This window comes from Bacteroides reticulotermitis JCM 10512 (genome assembly GCF_000517545.1).
Classification (GTDB): Bacteria; Bacteroidota; Bacteroidia; order Bacteroidales; family Bacteroidaceae; genus Bacteroides; species Bacteroides reticulotermitis.
On sequence record NZ_BAIV01000035.1, the window covers coordinates 1 to 17749 of the forward strand.

At 41.8% G+C, this 17749-nt stretch carries 12 protein-coding genes and 4 pseudogenes; 14 read left to right on the forward strand and 2 right to left on the reverse strand.

The window, feature by feature from the left end; all coding sequences use genetic code 11:
- Positions 1 to 163 precede the first annotated feature (163 nt).
- The 5 genes and pseudogenes from JCM10512_RS17835 (at position 164) to JCM10512_RS17855 (ending at position 5855) form a co-directional block, all read left to right on the forward strand.
- Positions 164 to 2548, forward strand: a complete 2385-nt coding sequence (locus JCM10512_RS17835) for an LruC domain-containing protein (protein ID WP_044165063.1) — start codon at positions 164 to 166, stop codon at positions 2546 to 2548.
- A 244-nt stretch (positions 2549 to 2792) separates the two neighbouring features.
- Positions 2793 to 3158 (forward strand): response regulator, encoded by a 366-nt coding sequence (locus JCM10512_RS17840; RefSeq protein ID WP_044165064.1) that lies wholly within the window; start codon positions 2793 to 2795, stop codon positions 3156 to 3158.
- Between the two features lie 11 nt (positions 3159 to 3169).
- Positions 3170 to 4329: pseudogene (locus JCM10512_RS17845) on the forward strand (sugar transferase).
- 180 nt (positions 4330 to 4509) lie between these two features.
- On the forward strand, positions 4510 to 5280 hold the full coding sequence (locus JCM10512_RS17850) for a glycosyltransferase family 2 protein (RefSeq protein WP_369346499.1): 771 nt from the start codon (positions 4510 to 4512) through the stop codon (positions 5278 to 5280).
- Positions 5232 to 5855 (forward strand): acyltransferase, encoded by a 624-nt coding sequence (locus JCM10512_RS17855; RefSeq protein WP_044165065.1) that lies wholly within the window; start codon positions 5232 to 5234, stop codon positions 5853 to 5855. Before JCM10512_RS17850 ends, JCM10512_RS17855 begins: the two co-directional genes overlap by 49 nt.
- A gap of 1794 nt (positions 5856 to 7649) precedes the next feature.
- Here the strand turns inward: JCM10512_RS17855 and JCM10512_RS17865 are convergent.
- Entirely contained in the window at positions 7650 to 8261 is a 612-nt protein-coding gene (locus JCM10512_RS17865) for a helix-turn-helix transcriptional regulator (protein ID WP_044165067.1), read from the reverse strand.
- Positions 8251 to 8954 (reverse strand): annotated as a pseudogene (locus JCM10512_RS17870) (hemerythrin domain-containing protein). The gene JCM10512_RS17865 and the pseudogene JCM10512_RS17870 overlap by 11 nt, the downstream one beginning before the upstream one ends.
- 127 nt (positions 8955 to 9081) lie before the next feature.
- On the opposite strand from JCM10512_RS17870, the gene JCM10512_RS17875 reads away from it, so the two are divergent.
- The 9 genes and pseudogenes from JCM10512_RS17875 to JCM10512_RS17915 all read left to right on the forward strand — a co-directional run bounded on the left by JCM10512_RS17875 (position 9082) and on the right by JCM10512_RS17915 (position 17716).
- Positions 9082 to 10257, forward strand: coding sequence for a phosphoribosylaminoimidazolecarboxamide formyltransferase (locus JCM10512_RS17875; RefSeq protein ID WP_044165069.1), 1176 nt, complete (start codon positions 9082 to 9084; stop codon positions 10255 to 10257).
- A 168-nt stretch (positions 10258 to 10425) separates the two neighbouring features.
- Complete coding sequence (gene fldA, locus JCM10512_RS17880; protein WP_044165071.1) at positions 10426 to 10932, forward strand: flavodoxin FldA; 507 nt, start codon at positions 10426 to 10428, stop codon at positions 10930 to 10932.
- 31 nt (positions 10933 to 10963) lie between these two features.
- Entirely contained in the window at positions 10964 to 11326 is a 363-nt protein-coding gene (locus tag JCM10512_RS17885; protein WP_044165073.1) for a DUF2023 family protein, read from the forward strand.
- Positions 11327 to 11705: 379 nt separating this feature from the next.
- Positions 11706 to 13035: pseudogene (locus JCM10512_RS17890) on the forward strand (hypothetical protein).
- 30 nt (positions 13036 to 13065) lie between these two features.
- A pseudogene (locus JCM10512_RS21615) lies at positions 13066 to 14195 on the forward strand (imelysin family protein).
- A gap of 109 nt (positions 14196 to 14304) precedes the next feature.
- A complete protein-coding gene (locus JCM10512_RS17905) occupies positions 14305 to 15735 on the forward strand; it encodes a di-heme oxidoredictase family protein (RefSeq protein ID WP_044165076.1) in 1431 nt (476 codons plus the stop codon).
- A 24-nt stretch (positions 15736 to 15759) separates the two neighbouring features.
- Entirely contained in the window at positions 15760 to 16974 is a 1215-nt protein-coding gene (locus JCM10512_RS17910; protein ID WP_044165077.1) for a porin, read from the forward strand.
- 23 nt (positions 16975 to 16997) lie between these two features.
- A complete protein-coding gene (locus JCM10512_RS25155; protein WP_439644384.1) occupies positions 16998 to 17168 on the forward strand; it encodes a hypothetical protein in 171 nt (56 codons plus the stop codon).
- Positions 17168 to 17716, forward strand: coding sequence for a hypothetical protein (locus JCM10512_RS17915; RefSeq protein WP_439644385.1), 549 nt, complete (start codon positions 17168 to 17170; stop codon positions 17714 to 17716). The genes JCM10512_RS25155 and JCM10512_RS17915 overlap by 1 nt, the downstream gene beginning before the upstream one ends.
- Positions 17717 to 17749: the final 33 nt, after the last annotated feature.

Sequence of the window (17749 nt, forward strand, 5' to 3'; positions counted from 1 at the left end):
CAAAATCAGAGGGTTATTTCTTTTTATCAAATGAAAACTGCAACAAAACCAGCGTATTTTTTGTTATATAAGTAAAAAAAAACAGATAATACATCTTTAATCCAAAATATACAACTAAATTTGTAACGGATTTGAGAATAAACAATCAAATAGAACAGAGAATATGATAACAAAAAGACTTGTACGGATGCATATTGTTGCGATAGCGATGGTTAGCACATTTTTTAGCTGCGTAGATTCTGAGAAGGATCTCTATGATCCGTCTTATCAAACGTCTAATCCAATGGGAGAAGGCTTTACTGCTCCTGAAGGTTTTGACTGGGCAATGACTACAGCCAAGACTGTGACAGTGGAAGTCAACGATGAATATTTAGGGGCTTATTTTTATACGATAGAGATATACGATGAGAATCCGCTTTCCAATGCGAATGCTCCTTTACTTGCTAAGGGGACTGCGAAGAAAGGACAAAATTTCATTGCTTCAATCAATATATCTCAGGGTCAATTGGGATTCTTCGTTAAACAAACAGACCCTAAAGGTCGTGTAGAAGTCTATCCGTTTAACGTACCTGAAGATAGCAATAATATAACTTGTAAGCTATACTATACGGAAGCTCAGAGTAGTGCTTTAAAAACACGTACAGCTCTTGCCACAACTAGAGCTACAACGATTGAAAAGCCTAATTACACTTCCGTCCCAAGTAATGCCATCGAGATTACAAGTTCGACTGGTAATTTGCAACCTAACACATCTTATAAAATTACATCTACATATAGTGGTACATTAACCTATTATGGAAACAGTAGTAATGTGAAACTTTACGTCGACGCCAAATGGGATGTACCGCAGGATTTCACTTTCCAAAGTGGTATTGAAGTTATTGTAATGGGAAATGGTAAGATAGTGGCAAGCTCTCGCAACATCCAATTCAATGGGGCTTCTATGATGACTATCATGGATAACGGAACAGTTTCTGTGAACAACATCACCTTTAGCAATGGTTCTCCTGCAGGATTGAGAAGTTGGGGTACCTTAACAGTTGGTGATGCTATAACACTTTCTTCTGGAGCATCTCTCTACAATCTCGGAATATTAACAAGCAAAAGTTTCACTGCTAGTTCCAATTCTCAAATTATCAATAATACTAGTTTTGCTATTACAGGAGACATAACCCTACCATCCAACTTCACATTAGAAAACAATGGAACAATAACCGGCAACAAGCTAACGGGAAATTCATCCTCTACTATCACAAATAACAATGTGATGACTCTCAATGAAATTAGCTTAAACAATACCACTGTTTACAATAATTGCAGTATGGAAGCGAAAACAACTTTCAGTGCAAGAGGATGTACGATAACTTTAGATAAAGGTTATATGAAAGGCAATAATGTAAATTTAGCAGGATCGAATGTCGCAATGAAGAATGGCTCAATGATAGAAGCAGCCAATGAATTAACACTCGAAACTTGGAGTGCCTATTTCAAAGCGAGCGGCACTAATGCTTCTCTAATCAAAGCATCTACCGTAACTGGACAAGGCTTCACATATGATGGCAATCTCGCTGTCGAGTCTAATAATCACGTAGTATTGCAAAATTGGAGTAATTACTATGTAATCAATGGTGCATACCTCACTAAAACAGGTGAATCTAAGGTCTATATTGAAGTATGTACCGGTACAAAGAACGGAGGAAATGGAGGAACTGATCCTACCAATCCTACTTTCCCAATCATCGTAGAGGACAACCACCAATACACATATACGTTTGAAGACCAATGGCCACTATATGGTGACTACGATATGAATGACGTTGTGATGACTATCAAAAACCGTAAATACACACTGGATAATGCCAATAAAGTAAAAGAGTTTAGTTTCAGTATTAACCTGGATGCCGTTGGAGCAACTAAGAGTATTGCTGCTGCAATTATGTTTGACGCAATTCCTGCAAGTGCCATATCACAAGCAGTAGTATTGGGCGATAACAATCTCGTTAAATCGTTCAGTCTAAGCAATAGAAATATTGAGAACGGTCAAGACAACGCTGTTGTTCCACTGTTCGACAATGCACATGCTGCTTTAGGCTCGAGCAAATACGAACCGATCAATACACTTAGCGGATATGCAAGCAATACAACTGCTAAAAACATAACCTTTACAATGAAGTTTGATAACCCGTCTCTCACAGCAGAAGCATTCAACATCAACAAGCTAAATATTTTCATCATAGTAGAAGGAAATAGCAGCAAACGCAGAGAGATCCATATAGCAGGCTATCAGCCAACCAAATTGGCTAATACAGACTTGTTCGGTGGAAACAATGACGGAAGTTCAGTATCCGGTAAGAAGTATTATATCAGTAAAGAAAATCTGGCTTGGGGTATTATCGTTCCCACAAACTTTAAATGGACGCTTGAATACAACAATATAAAATCCGTTTATTCCAAATTTGAAAGTTGGGTAAACAGCGGTGGTACAGAAAATAAGAATTGGTGGAATGACTTTAATGAAGCAAAGGTATTCCAAACAAATAAGAACTAGCTTCATAATCTTGTCTGATGCGGATTTCATACGTGAGTATGAGATCCGTATTTATTCATAAACTCAACCAACATGATACCAAATTTATCGATAAAACTCTAAATATCACTATTTTTACCTTCCTTCTTGGACATTTATTCTAAAATAATACATATATTTGTCCTGCATTTGTATACAATGTAAGGAATCTACCCAATTTTAACTATTTGAGTAGTATAACAATGATAGATTGGTTCTATTTAATATGAAAAAGAAAATATTATTAGTAGACGACAAAGCCACCATTGGAAAAATTGTCGACGTTTATTTAGGCAAAGAATACGATTTTACTTATCTGGAAGATCCTTTAAAAGCGATAGAATGGTTGAATGAAGGTAACTATCCGGACCTTATTATTTCTGATATTCGTATGCCTCTCATGACAGGAGATGAATTCCTGAGATACATGAAAAGCAACGAACTATTTAAATCAATTCCTATTGTAATACTTTCCAGTGAAGAAAGTACAACAGAAAGAATCCGGTTGCTGGAAGAAGGAGCCGCCGATTATATCTTGAAGCCATTCAATCCACTGGAACTTAAAGTCCGTATAAAGAAAATTATAGCCTAACACTGCCCCTCATGCAATATTTTGTTTACATAGGTAGGCATAATAGAACTATCGAATTATTCTCGAATCTCTGTGCGGGTATATTCTATTCCGTACCCACGTGCAGCAAAGCCATCACAATACTAGACAATATACGCGAGAAGTATGACATGATTGTTTTCTTCGAGCAGATAGAGCCTTCTATTGACATACCCAATATTGAATATCTGCGGAAGCAATATCCGTTTCTTTATATGGTATTGGTGATTGACGAAAGCCTGTCAAAAGAAGAAGGGCTCAAATACCTGAAGGCAGGAATTAACAATACCATAAAATACGAAACCTCAGAAGAAAAAGTATTCCAGGATTTCTCCTACTTCCTGCAACGTAGAAAAGAGCAAAAAATAAAGGCGCTACAACTCAAGTCACAAAACTTGGAGCATTTCCAATTACCTTTGTGGAAAAGGGCCTTCGACATTTTCTTTTCTCTATGCGCTTTAACTTGTTTATCACCTCTATTGATACTAACAGCTCTTGCCATTCGGTTGGAAAGCAAGGGACAGATAATCTATAAATCCAAACGCGTAGGAAGCAACTATCAGATTTTCGATTTCCTGAAATTCCGTTCCATGTATACGGATGCCGACAAACATTTGAAAGACTTCAATTCGCTTAATCAATACAAGGAAGAGGAAGAGGAGGAAGACATATGGGGCGAAGATATTGCCCCGGATGCTGCCGAAGAAGATGAAATCCTCTTGATTTCGGACGATTTTGTCATTTCAGAAGACGCCTATATTCAGCAGAAAAACAAAGAACATAGCAATGCCTTTGTCAAGTTGGAGAACGATCCGAGAATTACGAAAGTGGGTCACATTATACGTAAATATAGCATCGACGAGTTACCTCAACTTATCAATATATTGAAAGGAGACATGTCTATTGTAGCAACCGTCCTCTCCCACTCTATGAAGCCGAATTACTAACTGGTGACGACCATATCGATCGATTCATGGGACCTGCCGGATTAACCGGACTCTGGCAAGTAGAGAAAAGAGGAGACTCCGGAAAAATGTCGGCCGAAGAACGAAAAGAGCTGGATATTAAATATGCCAAAACATTTTCTTTTTGGTTGGATATAAAGATTATATTTAAAACGATAACCGCATTTATCCAAAAAGAAAACGTATAAAACTTGCTATCAAATGACTGATGCTTGTGTTTACATAACAGATGACTTACTTTTTTTCTTTATAGGAAGTGCATTCATCTACCTTTTTGTCCTAGTCGTAGCCTCCCATCTCAAACGGTCGATTACTCTCCGTCAAAAAGACAGTATCGGTATGCCATACTCGTTCCTCCCCAAAGTGTTTTGCCGTCAACACATCCTCAACACCAATTCATTGTCTATGACAACTTAGTCAAAACGATTGATGAATTGGATGAAATGATTTATGATGTAGCCATAATCCTAGACGCTACAGTCCACAGTTTACCCGATAATCTTCTATCCGAAATAGATAAAGTCTATGACGCCGGTATACAAGCTGTTCAACTGCATACCGTTGCCCAAAACCGTAAAGGCATCCATCGATACCTATCCGCTTTACAAGCGGAGATAAACAATAGTCTCTTTTGTAAAGGCAACAGCCGCTTGGGGCTATCATCAACTCTTACCGGTACCAATATGGCTATCGACCTGCAATGGATTCAGGAGAACCTGAAAAGCAATAAAACGAACCTAGAACGAAAGCTACTCATCCAGCACATTTATATTGAATACTTACCCAATGTGACAATTTCTTCAGAATTACCTTCTACCTATTTATATAAGAGACGCAAACGAAAAGCGGTATCCGATCTTCTCCCCAGCTTATTGGAAGGCAACTGGAGCTTTTTCAATCGAATTGTACAACAATTGATGCCGTCCCCACTCTTTTTTTGTATCTTTACCGGCATCTGGATGCTGTTTATGACCGGATACGAATGGCCATTGTCATTAAAATGGTGGATTTTGCTTTTCCTCCTGTTGGTCACATACAGCCTTGCTATACCAGATTACCTGATCGAGGACAAAAATAAAAAATCGCTCTTATGGAAAATAACTCATTCAAACAGAAAATCGAGCAATATCCGGCCTTAAAAAGAGCCATCCATCGCTTCATTATGCATCCCGTTCGAACACGCCCTAACTGGTGGATACGCCTGTTTGACTTCGTATACCTGAAACGAGGCAAGGGCTCTGTTATTTATCGCAGTGTCCGGAAAGATCTACCTCCTTTCAAACGCTTCTCGTTGGGTCGCTATTCGGTAGTAGAAGACTTCTCATGCTTGAATAATGCCGTAGGCGACTTGATTATTGGAGACTACTCACGCATCGGACTAGGAAATACAATTATTGGGCCTGTTAACATCGGCAACCACGTCAACCTGGGGCAAAATGTGACTGTAACCGCCTTAAACCATAATTACCAAGATGTCTCCAAGCAGATCGATGAGCAAGGAATCTCAACGAGTCCTATTATAATTGAAGACGACGTATGGATTGGTGCTCATGCGGTGATCCTACCTGGCGTAACTTTAGGCAAACACTGCGTAGTTGCTGCCGGAAGTATTGTCACCCGTTCTATTCCGCCGTATAGTATCTGCATGGGATGTCCGGCTAAAGTGGTCAAAGTCTATGATTTTGCTGAAAAAAAATGGAAAAAAGCTGACTAACAAGTACTTTATAACCATTTATAGTGAGATAACTCACGCAATATACCTTATAAAGGGGATTGCAGCATTCGGCGAGACCCGCTATCTTTGCAGTATTAGAATTAGAATTAATTAGTCATAATTTTATTACGTAGCCACATTTAAGTAAAATGAGATAGGATCCCGCCGAAGTGATTTCGCCGGGATTTTGTTTTATGCCCCATCCAGCTTTTCCTTTTACGGAATCAAATGAGACAATTTACAAAAGTATAGAACTTACGAACACTCACTTTTCCTGAAATCCGCTAAAGTTTCGACTCTTTTAGCAAGCTATACAACATCCGGATACCTACTCTGCGTTCCTAATTTCATCAGCAGAGCTTGATATAAGCACTCTGTACAAAAAGATAACACTTTGATGTGTTTGTCACTTTTCCGCCTATTTATCAGTATATCAAGCACTTATTTTGCATCTTCTTTTTGATTATATTTATTCAACCGCTTTAAGAGTTCATTTCGTCGGTTACGTAATCCATCGATGCAATGCATCCTCCAATTTTCACGTTGATCTGAGTTAAAGGAGGAATAGATGACATCTCCTTCTTCTTGTGCAGAGATAAACAAAGTATTATGCAAAATCCGCATAGTTTCATCTATTTCTTAGGTAAACCCAGCTGGGAAGAATATGGAATGCCTGTGAAGTAAATCAGAAGTCTTTCAATAAAGTAGTAGCGTGAATCAGAAAGAATAAATGCAAACGTGTAAACAGAACCTGGACATTGTCACAGTCCTACCTTTTTCTCAGGTGTTTCTTCCCTATGAAACAAATGTTTCATAAGGGTGAAACAAAATTCTCATGCTTATGAAACAGTTTAGTTCTCTACATGAAGCCAATATACTAAACGGTGGAACTGTATGTTCGCGACTGGTAGTTGTGTTAAAGAGCCCAATGTTTTGACTTTATACTAGCTTCTGCCTGTTTTTAATTGACTCGTCTTGTTCTTATCGTCATCTTTACAGGTTGACAAAGCATATCACGAAAACAACGTAAGTGAGCCTAAGCAAACAGAGCGGAATTTGTGAATGAAGTAACTTTCAGCTTATCATTTCCATTTGCTTTAACGGATGACCCACTATCTGCCAAGGGGAAAAGTGTATAGCCTTTAAAATTGGCATTATCTATTGAAAAGAGCAGTCTCAGAAAAGTACCCGCAATATATTAGACTATCGATCAATTGATCACAGCAAAAAGTGACTTGATCAGATAGTCGTTTGCATTAACCCGCCTGAATAGCGTATTTTACCGGCTAATTAGCTTAGCGATGCAAACCAATCTACTTAGGAACCTAGGCTTCACGTCGATCTCTTCTCAAGCAGCGTCGTAGACACGTCCTTCTTCCAGTATAGATTAATGAAGTTTTATGCAGAGCCCACCAGATTTTAATGCAGAGCCAACTTGGTTGTTCAGACGTTCCGCAGCTCCAAGGCGTGAGGTAAGGATATAAAAAAAACGAGCAAACTCATTATCGAATCACTCGCCTCCCAATCAGAAAAGCCCAAATGGCTTTTCCTACAATTTTCTGTTTTCCTAAAACTAATCTTCTTTACCTAAAAACTTACCTAATTAATCTTTCTACCTTATTAAAATCAAAAACGTTTCTATTGAAACTAAATTCTAATACCTAAAAAATCTTTTTATTCTTTTACCTTATTATTAAAACTAATATAGCAATTTCCCAATTGCACTGCAAATATAGTATTTGTCCTCCGTGTGCGCAAACGGTTTTGCATTTTACAACATAATTTTATTGTCAATTACAAATTCCGCACGTCACTCAGTGCCACCAACTTGTTTACAATGGCATAAATTGTTAAACCTGCCGCACTGTGTATCTGAAGTTTCTTACTAATATTTCTCCGATGAGTAATCACCGTATGAATGGAAAGAAAGAGTTTTTCGGCTATTTCTTTATTGGTCATCCCCTTCACTACACAGATTACAATTTCTCTTTCCCGCTGACTCAACGACTCTTGATTTTCGTTTTCCTCATCAGCCGTCTCCAAGTCTTGCAATTTACTGATCTTTTCCGCTATCGTCTCCAACGTATCAAGTATCGAAATCGATTCATCATATTTACTCAAGAGCGACGCATCAACAAAAGAAGTAACCAAAGCCATCAAACGTATGCGCTTGCCGACTGTTTCTTCCCGAAAGCGGGCAACGTCGAAGTAATCGCCAAACGCCGGATTAACAATTAGTATATCCGGATATTGCGTACTCAGACAGTCATTCAGCGCCTCAACAGAAAGCAACTCGATCGGCTGTATTTTCAGATTCGGCAGTCGTTTTAAGGCCGAAGTCAATCCACTGCGAATAATCACAGATGTTTCAGCAACGGCTACACGAATCACATCGCTATTTTTCATTTTCTCTGATCCTCCTTTCCAGTCTCAAAATAGCGGGAACAAAGATATAGTCCTCTACCTTGCAGTGAGCATCAAGCCCTTCCTCACAAGCGTAGATATCAAACAAGGCAGCATTCAACAGGTTAGTGTTCGCCTCAGCAGGACAGTATTTGATAATGATATTCTTTAATTCGGTCAACTTCTCTCCCACCTGATCATGGTGCTTGGAGAAAGTGGAAATCTGATAACCTTTCGGCGCCTCGTCCTGCAACAGCGCATCTACATACTTGAAAACAGTCTTTCTTCATAATCCATATGCTTACGCACCTCACTCATGTATTCATCGAAAAACTTCAGGATGAGAAACGCAACTTCATCTTGCGAGCAATCGATGCTCTCAATCAGTTTACGCCGAATAGCGGGAAGACAGAATTCCAAAAAGTAAATGTGCGCCTGACGCAAGTAATCGACCAATGCCGGGATCGAAATTCCGTCATCACGACTATCGAAACGCGAAAAGCCTTCTGCCATAAAGTTGACTACGACTAAAAATGTCTTGCAGTCGACTCCATTGATTTCACAAACCTCCTTTACTGTTTTGTCACCAAAACCAAGTGAAAGTCCAAAACGGCTCATCACTTGCAATAAAGAATAATTGTCACTGATAAGATCGGCCATTTTATCAGTGGATTTATACTTCTGCAATTTATCCATTTATATCTCTATTTATATTATGGTACAAAGAAACGCAATATTTTGCGTGTATACAATCACTTGATATAGGTATTTTTAGTATTTTTGCCCATCATACGATTAAAATTACACCATTAAACTTTTAAACATGGCAAAAGAACTTGCATTGAAGTACGGATGCAATCCCAATCAAAAGCCCTCCCGTATCTTCATGAAAGAAGGGGAACTTCCTATTGAAGTACTCAATGGACGCCCCGGTTATATCAATCTGCTCGACGCGCTGAACAGCTGGCAACTAGTCAAAGAACTCAGAGAAGCAACCGGACTTCCGGCAGCAGCCTCATTCAAACACGTCAGTCCCGCAGGAGCCGCAGTTGGCGTAGAACTGAATGACACATTGAAAAAGATCTATTTTGTAGACGATTTAAAACTCTCTCCACTTGCTACCGCATACGCGCGTGCACGAGGCGCCGATCGTATGTCCTCCTATGGAGACTTCATCGCTCTATCCGATACGTGTGACGAAGAGACTGCCCGCATCATCAACCGCGAGGTATCCGATGGCGTGATTGCTCCTGACTATACCCCGGAAGCGCTGGAAATTCTGAAAAACAAGCGCAAAGGCACTTACAATGTAGTCAAGATAGATCCGGGATACAGTCCGGCTCCCATTGAAACCAAAGACGTGTTCGGCATTACGTTCGAGCAGGGACGCAATGAATTGAAGATTGACGAAAGCCTGTTTGCTGAAATGCCTACCCTCAACAAAGAGATTCCGGCCGAAGCCAAACGAGATCTGATTATCTCACTGATTACCTTAAAATATACACAATCCAATTCGGTATGCTACGTCAAAGACGGACAGGCCATCGGGATTGGTGCCGGACAGCAATCACGTATTCACTGCACGCGTCTGGCAGGCAGTAAAGCCGATATTTGGTACTTACGTCAACATCCTAAGGTGATGAATCTACCTTGGGTGGAAAAGATTCGTCGGGCCGATCGTGACAACACCATCGACATTTATATATCCGACGATCATGAAGACGTTTTGGCCGATGGTGCCTGGCAACAATTCTTCACCGAGCAGCCCGAAGTCTTGACGCGCGAAGAAAAGCGTGCATGGCTAAATACATTGACCGGAGTCTCATTAGGTTCCGACGCCTTCTTCCCATTCGGCGATAACATCGAGCGGGCACATAAAAGCGGCGTCACCTACATCGCACAACCCGGAGGTTCCGTACGCGACGACCATGTTATAGAAACATGCGACAAATATAAGATGGCGATGGCCTTTACAGGCATCCGGCTATTCCACCATTAAAGAAAAAAGGTAGCCAAAGTCAAAGCGGAGATTTGCACGAGTTAGTCTCAAAGGCTACCGCATCCCCATTTATAATGAGAATCAAGACATTATTCCATTATAAATGGGGATTTTCTATTCCAAGCAGACCGTTTATCTTTGCAGCATTAATATTAAAACGAATCAAAGATGAATAAAATTGGAGTTTTTTACGGTTCCACAACCGGAACAACCGAAGACGTAGCACGTCGCATCGCAGCGAAACTAGATGTTCCTTCCACCCATATTTTTGATGCAGCCAAGTTGACCGAAGCTATGGTCGGTGAATACGATGTACTGGTATTGGGTAGTTCAACCTGGGGTTCCGGAGAATTGCAGGACGACTGGTACGACGGTGTGAAAGTATTGAAGAAATGTGATCTGTCTCATAAGTTTGTAGCTCTATTTGGCTGCGGCGATTCCGATTCTTACAGCGATACATTTTGTGACGCCATCGGTATTTTATATGAAGATCTGAAAGATACCCGCTGCAAGTTCTGTGGTGCTACAGATACAGGCAACTACTCTTTCGATTCATCAATCGCGGTAGTAGATGGCAAATTTATCGGCCTTCCCATCGATGAACTTAATGAAGATAACAAAACAGACGACCGCATTAGCACATGGGTTGAACAATTGAAACAAGAGATTAGCTAATCTTTACCTTAATTAGAGAGTTGCATGTATTATGGCTACCGAAAGAATCCTTCCCAGTGAAATACGCATTTTCCTTAATCATATTTATGAGTTTAAAAAAGGAGTGCGCAACATGGTGCTTTACACCATGAATAAAGAGTATGAAAGTTTTGCCGTTCGTCGACTGAAAAGCCAAAAGATCAGTTATATGATACAAGAAGTCGGTACAAACAAAATCAACCTCTTCTTTGGGAAATCCGAATGTATGGAAGCCATGCGGCATATCATCATACGCCCGCTAAACCAGCTAACGGCTGAAGAAGACTTCATATTGGGAGCCATGTTAGGGTATGATCTCTGCCAGCAATGCAAACGGTACTGTAACAAGAAAGAAAGTATTCAAATTGCAGTTTAGTATCGGCACAACGCCTACCTGCAACTAACTAAAAATAATTATCACTTATTGCTTGTTTATAGTTATGTAGACTGTCGGAACAGCCTGAAACAAAATTAGACTACATGGGTGCAACTGCCCAGCTACATCGTTGTAGTTCAATTTTGCTTCGGCTGACATCCGGCAGTTATTTTTTGTAGAAACTGTATTTACCGTCCAATGCCGCCTCATCCTCCGATGATGAACTTCCTTCGCACCCACAACGAAATTTCCCCACTTAATCCAACAAAGGTACGTCTACCTATATATACTGATTTTAAGAAATAACTATGCCTATTTCTAGGTATTGCCCTGTTTTTTAACCTCCCTTATCTTTGCGGTTGATAAAATTACAAAAAAGATGAAAAAATTAACCGCAATTATTAGTCTTTGTTTCCTGTCTTCTTTCCACACACTTTCTGCACAGGAAACCAAAGATAATTCTAAGAATGAAAAGCTTTCCACAGAGGAGTATTCAAAATTCCGCTTTGGCGGGTACGGCGAGATGGTCGCTAACTTCAAAGATTATGGCATCAACCGCTTCTATGGGGGAAGTGACGGTAATCCTAAAAAGGACAGAAACACAATTTCAATTCCTCGCTTCGTGATAGCTTTCGATTACAAGTTCAATTCCAAATGGATACTCGGTGCTGAAATCGAGTTCGAATCCGGAGGCACAGGCACAGCTTTCGAACTGGAAAACTCGGAAAATGGTGAATATGAAACCGAAGTAGAAAAAGGAGGTGAAGTCGCCATTGAGCAATTCCACATTACACGTCTGATTCATCGTTCGTTCAACGTACGTGCCGGACACATCATCATTCCGGTAGGAATCACCAACGCTCACCACGAACCGATTAACTTCTTTGGAACCTCCCGTCCCGAAGGCGAAACAACCATTTTGCCTTCCACTTGGCACGAAAACGGATTATCAGTCTTCGGTTCTTTCGGAAAAGGTTACGCTAGTTTCGACTATCAAGCCATGATTGTAGCCGGTTTGAATCCGAACGGCTTCGATCGTAACACCTGGGTCGGCAGTGGCAAGCAAGGTATATTTGAAGAAGATAATTTCACGTCTCCCGCTTATGTAGCCCGCTTAGACTATAAAGGTGTTCCGGGCTACGCGTAGGTACATCTTTCTATTACTGTGCGGATGCAGGTTCCAACTCGGACAAACTCGACAGTTATTCAAGCAAAGTTCCGGTACGCATTTTCACAGCGGATGCTCAATACCGCAATAAGTATGTGATTGCCCGTGGTAATGTTGTCTATGGAAATTTGGGCAACTCGACCGAAGTTAGCAAAGTGAATATCGGACAATCAAATAAATCTCCTTATAGCCGCTTAATCCCTGTGGCCAAGAATGCGGTAAGTTACGCCGCCGAAGCAGGTTTCAATGTTAGCGCTCTTTTCAAAAGTGATGCCAAGATTCCGGTCATCTACCCATTCGCCCGCTATGAATACTACAATCCACAGGAAAAAGGAGAGAAAGGCCAAACAATGGAAAAGCGTTGCCAAGTAAGCATGTGGACTGCCGGAGTTAACTGGTACGCCCTGCCCAACTTAGTAGTTAAGGCTGATTATTCGACACGTCAAATAGGGACAGGCAAAGTATTTGGAACCGGCAAGTACAATAGCGAAAATGAATTCGCCATTGGTATAGCTACGTTGGATGGTTCATTAAAAAATAAAGAAACAATCTATCAACTAATTATTATACGATGAAAAAAAGTTTTTTCTATGTTGCAGCCCTCATGTTGGGACTAGCATTTACAACTACTTCTTGTAGTAGTGATGATAACAAAGAAGTATCTGCTGCTGATATCGACTACAACTCAGATAACGCAACTAGCTGGCACAATTACATGAAAAACGTTGCCCGTCTTCTGCAAACGGATGCAACCAATCTTCAAGCAGCCTGGACAACAGGTGGTTACGGTGATGCTTTTATCAATCATAAAGGTGAATTTACATCAGCCAAAAGCTGCGTACAGCAGATTGTTGAAGGCTGCATCGATATTGCCGGTGAAGTAGGTTCTCAGAAAATTGGAGATCCGATCAGCAAATATAAAGCCGGAAAAACGATTGAAGCAGTTTATGCGGTAGAATCCTGGTATAGCTGGCACTCCCGTGAAGACTATAGAAATAACATCTACTCAATTCGGAATGCCTATTATGGTTCGTTGAACGGCAATGTTGCAGCCAACTCCATTGCAAAAGTTATCGAAGGTAGCAATTCTGCATTGGACACTAAAGTCAAACTAGCCATAACCAAAGCAGCAACTGCAATCTGGCTATTCCACAGCCTTTCCGTAATAACATCAACAGTTCGGAAGCAGAAGCCGCCATGGCAGCATGCTCGGAATTGGAAATTGTATTGAATGAGTTGAAATCTCATATCGAAAGCACAGCAGCCATTAATACAAACGCTGTATTGGAACCGGTCGTAAAAACCTATGTTGAGGTAGTTGTATTGCCAACCTACGCTTCACTGAAAAGTAAAGTCGATCATCTTTATGACACAGTAGTAGCACTTGCCAGTGCTCCATCCAACACCACTTTCGAAACAGCATGTGAAGCTTGGTTAGAAGCCCGTCAACCTTGGGAAACAAGTGAAGCCTTTTTGTTCGGCCCGGTTGCCAACTTAGGTCTTGACCCCAACATGGATAGCTGGCCTTTGGACCAGAACGCAATTGTTCAGCTTTTGAATTCGGGCGACTGGGAACAACTGAACTGGAGCGGTGACTATGATGAAGACAATGACGGTATCGCTGCTGCACAGAATGTTCGTGGTTTCCACACACTAGAATTCCTGCTATTCAAAAATGGCCAGGCACGTACAGTAAAATAAGCGGTTATTCCATCAAATAGCATTGAGAAGTAAAAGCGAGATTGGCAAAATCTCCTTTTGCTTCTTTGGCATGTTTGAGCATATTATACGATAATAAAGTCAATTTAAGATGAATTGCATACTAAAATATTCATTCTCTCTCCTTTCTCTGTTGGCATGCAGTGCTTGCGATAATGACGGAATTGATGTATTGGATATAGAGATTCCGGACGGATACGCTCTATCAGCCGGTACATCGACCAACTTTCTGAACTCATCACTGGCCTACGATACGCCGGCGGATTGGGTATCGGGAAGTTACGAAAGTCGTTTCAACCAGGGAGACAGGCTCTACGATGATGTACGCACAAGCGGCAATGAGCATGGCGGTGGACTCGGACCCGTCTACGCCGGCTATTCCTGTGGAAGTTGTCACCGAAACGCCGGACGTACGAAGCCATCTTTATGGAGTGAAGGTGGTTCGGGCAGTTACGGATTCTCGTCCATGTTGGTTTACATCAGTCGCAAGAACGGAGCATTCTTTCAAAACTATGGGCGCGTACTTCATGATCAGGCAATCTATGGCGTAAAGCCGGAAGGAAAACTAGCAGTGGAGTATATCAAAGAAGCCTTCTCCTTTCCGGACGGCGAGAAGTATGAACTCTGCAAACCTGTTTATACCATATCCGAATGGTATGCCGAAGAGATCAAACCCGAAGATTTGTTTTGTACCGTCCGCATCCCCTTGCGCCACGTAGGCATGGGACAAATGATGGCATTAGATCCTATCGAGATCGAAGCGCTTGCCGCGAAAAGCAATTATCCCGAATACGGAATCAGCGGGCGTTGCAACTACATTATGGAACGGGGCGTGCGAAGTCTGGGACTATCCGGCAACAAAGCTCAACATGCCGACCTCACGGTAGAGTTAGGCTTCTCGAGCGATATGGGTGCCACCAACAGCCGTTATCCCGAAGAGATCTGCGAAGGACAAATACAAATGGACCAAGGTAGCATGATGGGGCTTTCTTACGATCAACTCGACATTAACACCGAAGATATGGAAAATGTAGATCTCTATCTACAGTCTCTCAGTGTACCTGCACGACGTAATGTGAAAGATCCGCAAGTCGTTAAAGGAGAACAAAACTTCTATAAAGCGAAGTGCCACCTTTGCCATGTGACTACCCTTCACACCAAACCCCGCGGTACGACATTGCTGAACAATACGCAGCTTCCGTGGCTTGGCCGACAGACAATTCATCCGTATTCGGACTACCTGATACACGACATGGGCTCTGAAACCATGGGAGTCGGACTGAACGACAACTACGTGAGCGGTCTGGCCCGTGGAAACGAATGGCGCACCACTCCTCTTTGGGGAATCGGTCTGCAAGAAAAAGTAAATGGACACACGTACTTCCTGCATGACGGACGTGCCCGTAACCTGGTCGAAGCCATCATGTGGCACGGCGGCGAAGGCGAAGCGTCGAAGAACCTATTCAAGAAAATGAATAAGGAAGACCGCGACGCACTGATTGCATTCATTAATTCACTCTAATAAAAAGCAGTATAAACAAGTATTATGAAAAAAGTTATATTCATCGCCATCCTATCCGCCATAATCCCTTTGGCCGCGATGGCACAACATGAAGAAGATACGGAAAACGGAGTAGTATCGTTGGCCGGAAGAGAAGGATTCACCATTGAGACTAAAAAAGGAGATTTTGTATTCAAGCCCTATTTGCTTGTGCAGACTAGTGGAAACTTCAACTGGTACGATGACGAGGGATTGGACAAAGCCTACAATCAGGACAATGTTGCCAACTCCGGCTTCTCAATTCCATACGCTGTACTCGGCTTCACCGGAAAAGCTTTTGGAAAAGTCGCTTTCAATCTTTCGATGAATGCCGCAGCCAGTGGCGGAGCCTTGCTTCAACAAGCCTGGTTTGACGTGCAGCTAAAGAAACAATTCGCCATTCGTGTAGGTAAGTTCAAGACTCCGTTCTCGCACGCTTACCTGACAACATTGGGAGAAACCCTGTTGCCCAACTTACCGGTATCACTCACTGCGCCCGTTATCCTCCCCTACTCTTTGAATGCGGTAACACCCAACATCGGTACCGGATTTGATTTAGGTGTAGAGATTCACGGTCTGCTAGCCGATAAGTTCGGTTATGAGGTCGGTTTATTCAACGGAACAGGTGCCTCGGTAAACACGGCAACCAAAACCTTTAGCGACGACTGGCATATCCCTTCGCTACTTTACGCCGGACGTTTTACCTATATGCCTAAAGGGGTGATGCCCGCCACACAGGGAAACCCCAACCGATTGCATGAAGATAAAATAATGTTTGGTGTTTCTACCTCTATCAATGTAGAAAGTGAAAGCGAAAGTACCAATGATTACCGTGCCGGACTTGAATTCGCAATGCTGAAGAACAAGCTCTATCTAGGTGCTGAGGTGTATTATATGAACGTAGGCTTTACCAAACGCCAGAAAACTCCCGAGTCGTATAATTACCTGGGCGGATACGTACAAGGAGGTTATTTTGTAGCCCCACGCCTGCAAGCAGCGTTGCGTTACGAGTTCTACGACCGAAACGGAATGGATGCAAACGGTTATCTGAACATGCCTGCTGTCGGCGTGAATTATTTCTTCAAGGATTGCAATTTGAAGTTGCAGGCTATGTATCAGTACATTGGACGTACCGGACATGACACGCAACTCGACAGAGATAATGATGATTTAGGTATAGCTGTACATTCAGCCAGTATTTTGCTTCAATATACATTCTAATACATGCAAGAAAGGATCTGTTTATGAAGAAATACATGCTTGTCTTTGCTTTGGGACTGCTCATCGCGGGATTGAGTTCTTGTGACGACGGCCGGATTTATGAAAATACAAGTATCGTGCCAAGAGAAGGACGGTACTCAAACTATCCGGTAAGTTCAGCGGCATCGGTAAATGGTCTGAAGGCTACAGTGTAGTGATCGCAGGCTTCAATGCTGAGAGCGATTATGCCGTTGTATCCAAAGTTATTCCTACTCCGGATACCGATGGTGATGAGGTACAAGTACTTCTGTCCGGTATCAGTGAAGAAGTGACAGAGATAGAACTATGCGTCATCAATCGCTTGAGAAAACGAGTAGTCAGTTTCCAGACAATCGACGATTTCACGGCAACGGCCGACACAACGCTTATGGAAGTAGGCGCAATTGATGTCGGTATGTATCACACAATCCAGCAACGGGTCTTCGATAAGACCTGTACAGCTTGCCATGGAGGAAGTGAGAAACCGGCAGCCGGACTGGTTTTATTATCGGGAAGGAGTTACAGCTACTTGGTCAACAAGCCTTCGGTATTTGTTAGCGGCCTGTCACGAGTGACGCCCAACAATTCGAAAGAAAGCGTCCTCCACCAGATACTGAACACAAATATCAGCTCGAATTGGGGAATTGACCATTCACAGATGATTACTTCGTCCACGATGCTGACACTTATTGACAGTTGGATTGACAACGGCGCACAAGAATAAGAAGTGCGTAGGACCGAACTGACTTAGGTCAGC

Bases quoted from the DNA above. Each gene is read 5' to 3' on its own strand.
- JCM10512_RS17835 (WP_044165063.1), top strand. From the start codon at position 164: ATGATAACAAAAAGACTTGTACGGATGCATATTGTTGCGATAGCGATG.
- JCM10512_RS17840 (WP_044165064.1), top strand. From the start codon at position 2,793: ATGAAAAAGAAAATATTATTAGTAGACGACAAAGCCACCATTGGAAAA.
- JCM10512_RS17855 (WP_044165065.1), top strand. From the start codon at position 5,232: ATGGAAAATAACTCATTCAAACAGAAAATCGAGCAATATCCGGCCTTA.
- JCM10512_RS17865 (WP_044165067.1), bottom strand. From the start codon at position 8,261: ATGAAAAATAGCGATGTGATTCGTGTAGCCGTTGCTGAAACATCTGTG.
- JCM10512_RS17875 (WP_044165069.1), top strand. From the start codon at position 9,082: ATGGCAAAAGAACTTGCATTGAAGTACGGATGCAATCCCAATCAAAAG.
- fldA (WP_044165071.1), top strand. From the start codon at position 10,426: ATGAATAAAATTGGAGTTTTTTACGGTTCCACAACCGGAACAACCGAA.
- JCM10512_RS17885 (WP_044165073.1), top strand. From the start codon at position 10,964: ATGGCTACCGAAAGAATCCTTCCCAGTGAAATACGCATTTTCCTTAAT.
- JCM10512_RS17905 (WP_044165076.1), top strand. From the start codon at position 14,305: ATGAATTGCATACTAAAATATTCATTCTCTCTCCTTTCTCTGTTGGCA.
- JCM10512_RS17910 (WP_044165077.1), top strand. From the start codon at position 15,760: ATGAAAAAAGTTATATTCATCGCCATCCTATCCGCCATAATCCCTTTG.
- JCM10512_RS25155 (WP_439644384.1), top strand. From the start codon at position 16,998: ATGAAGAAATACATGCTTGTCTTTGCTTTGGGACTGCTCATCGCGGGA.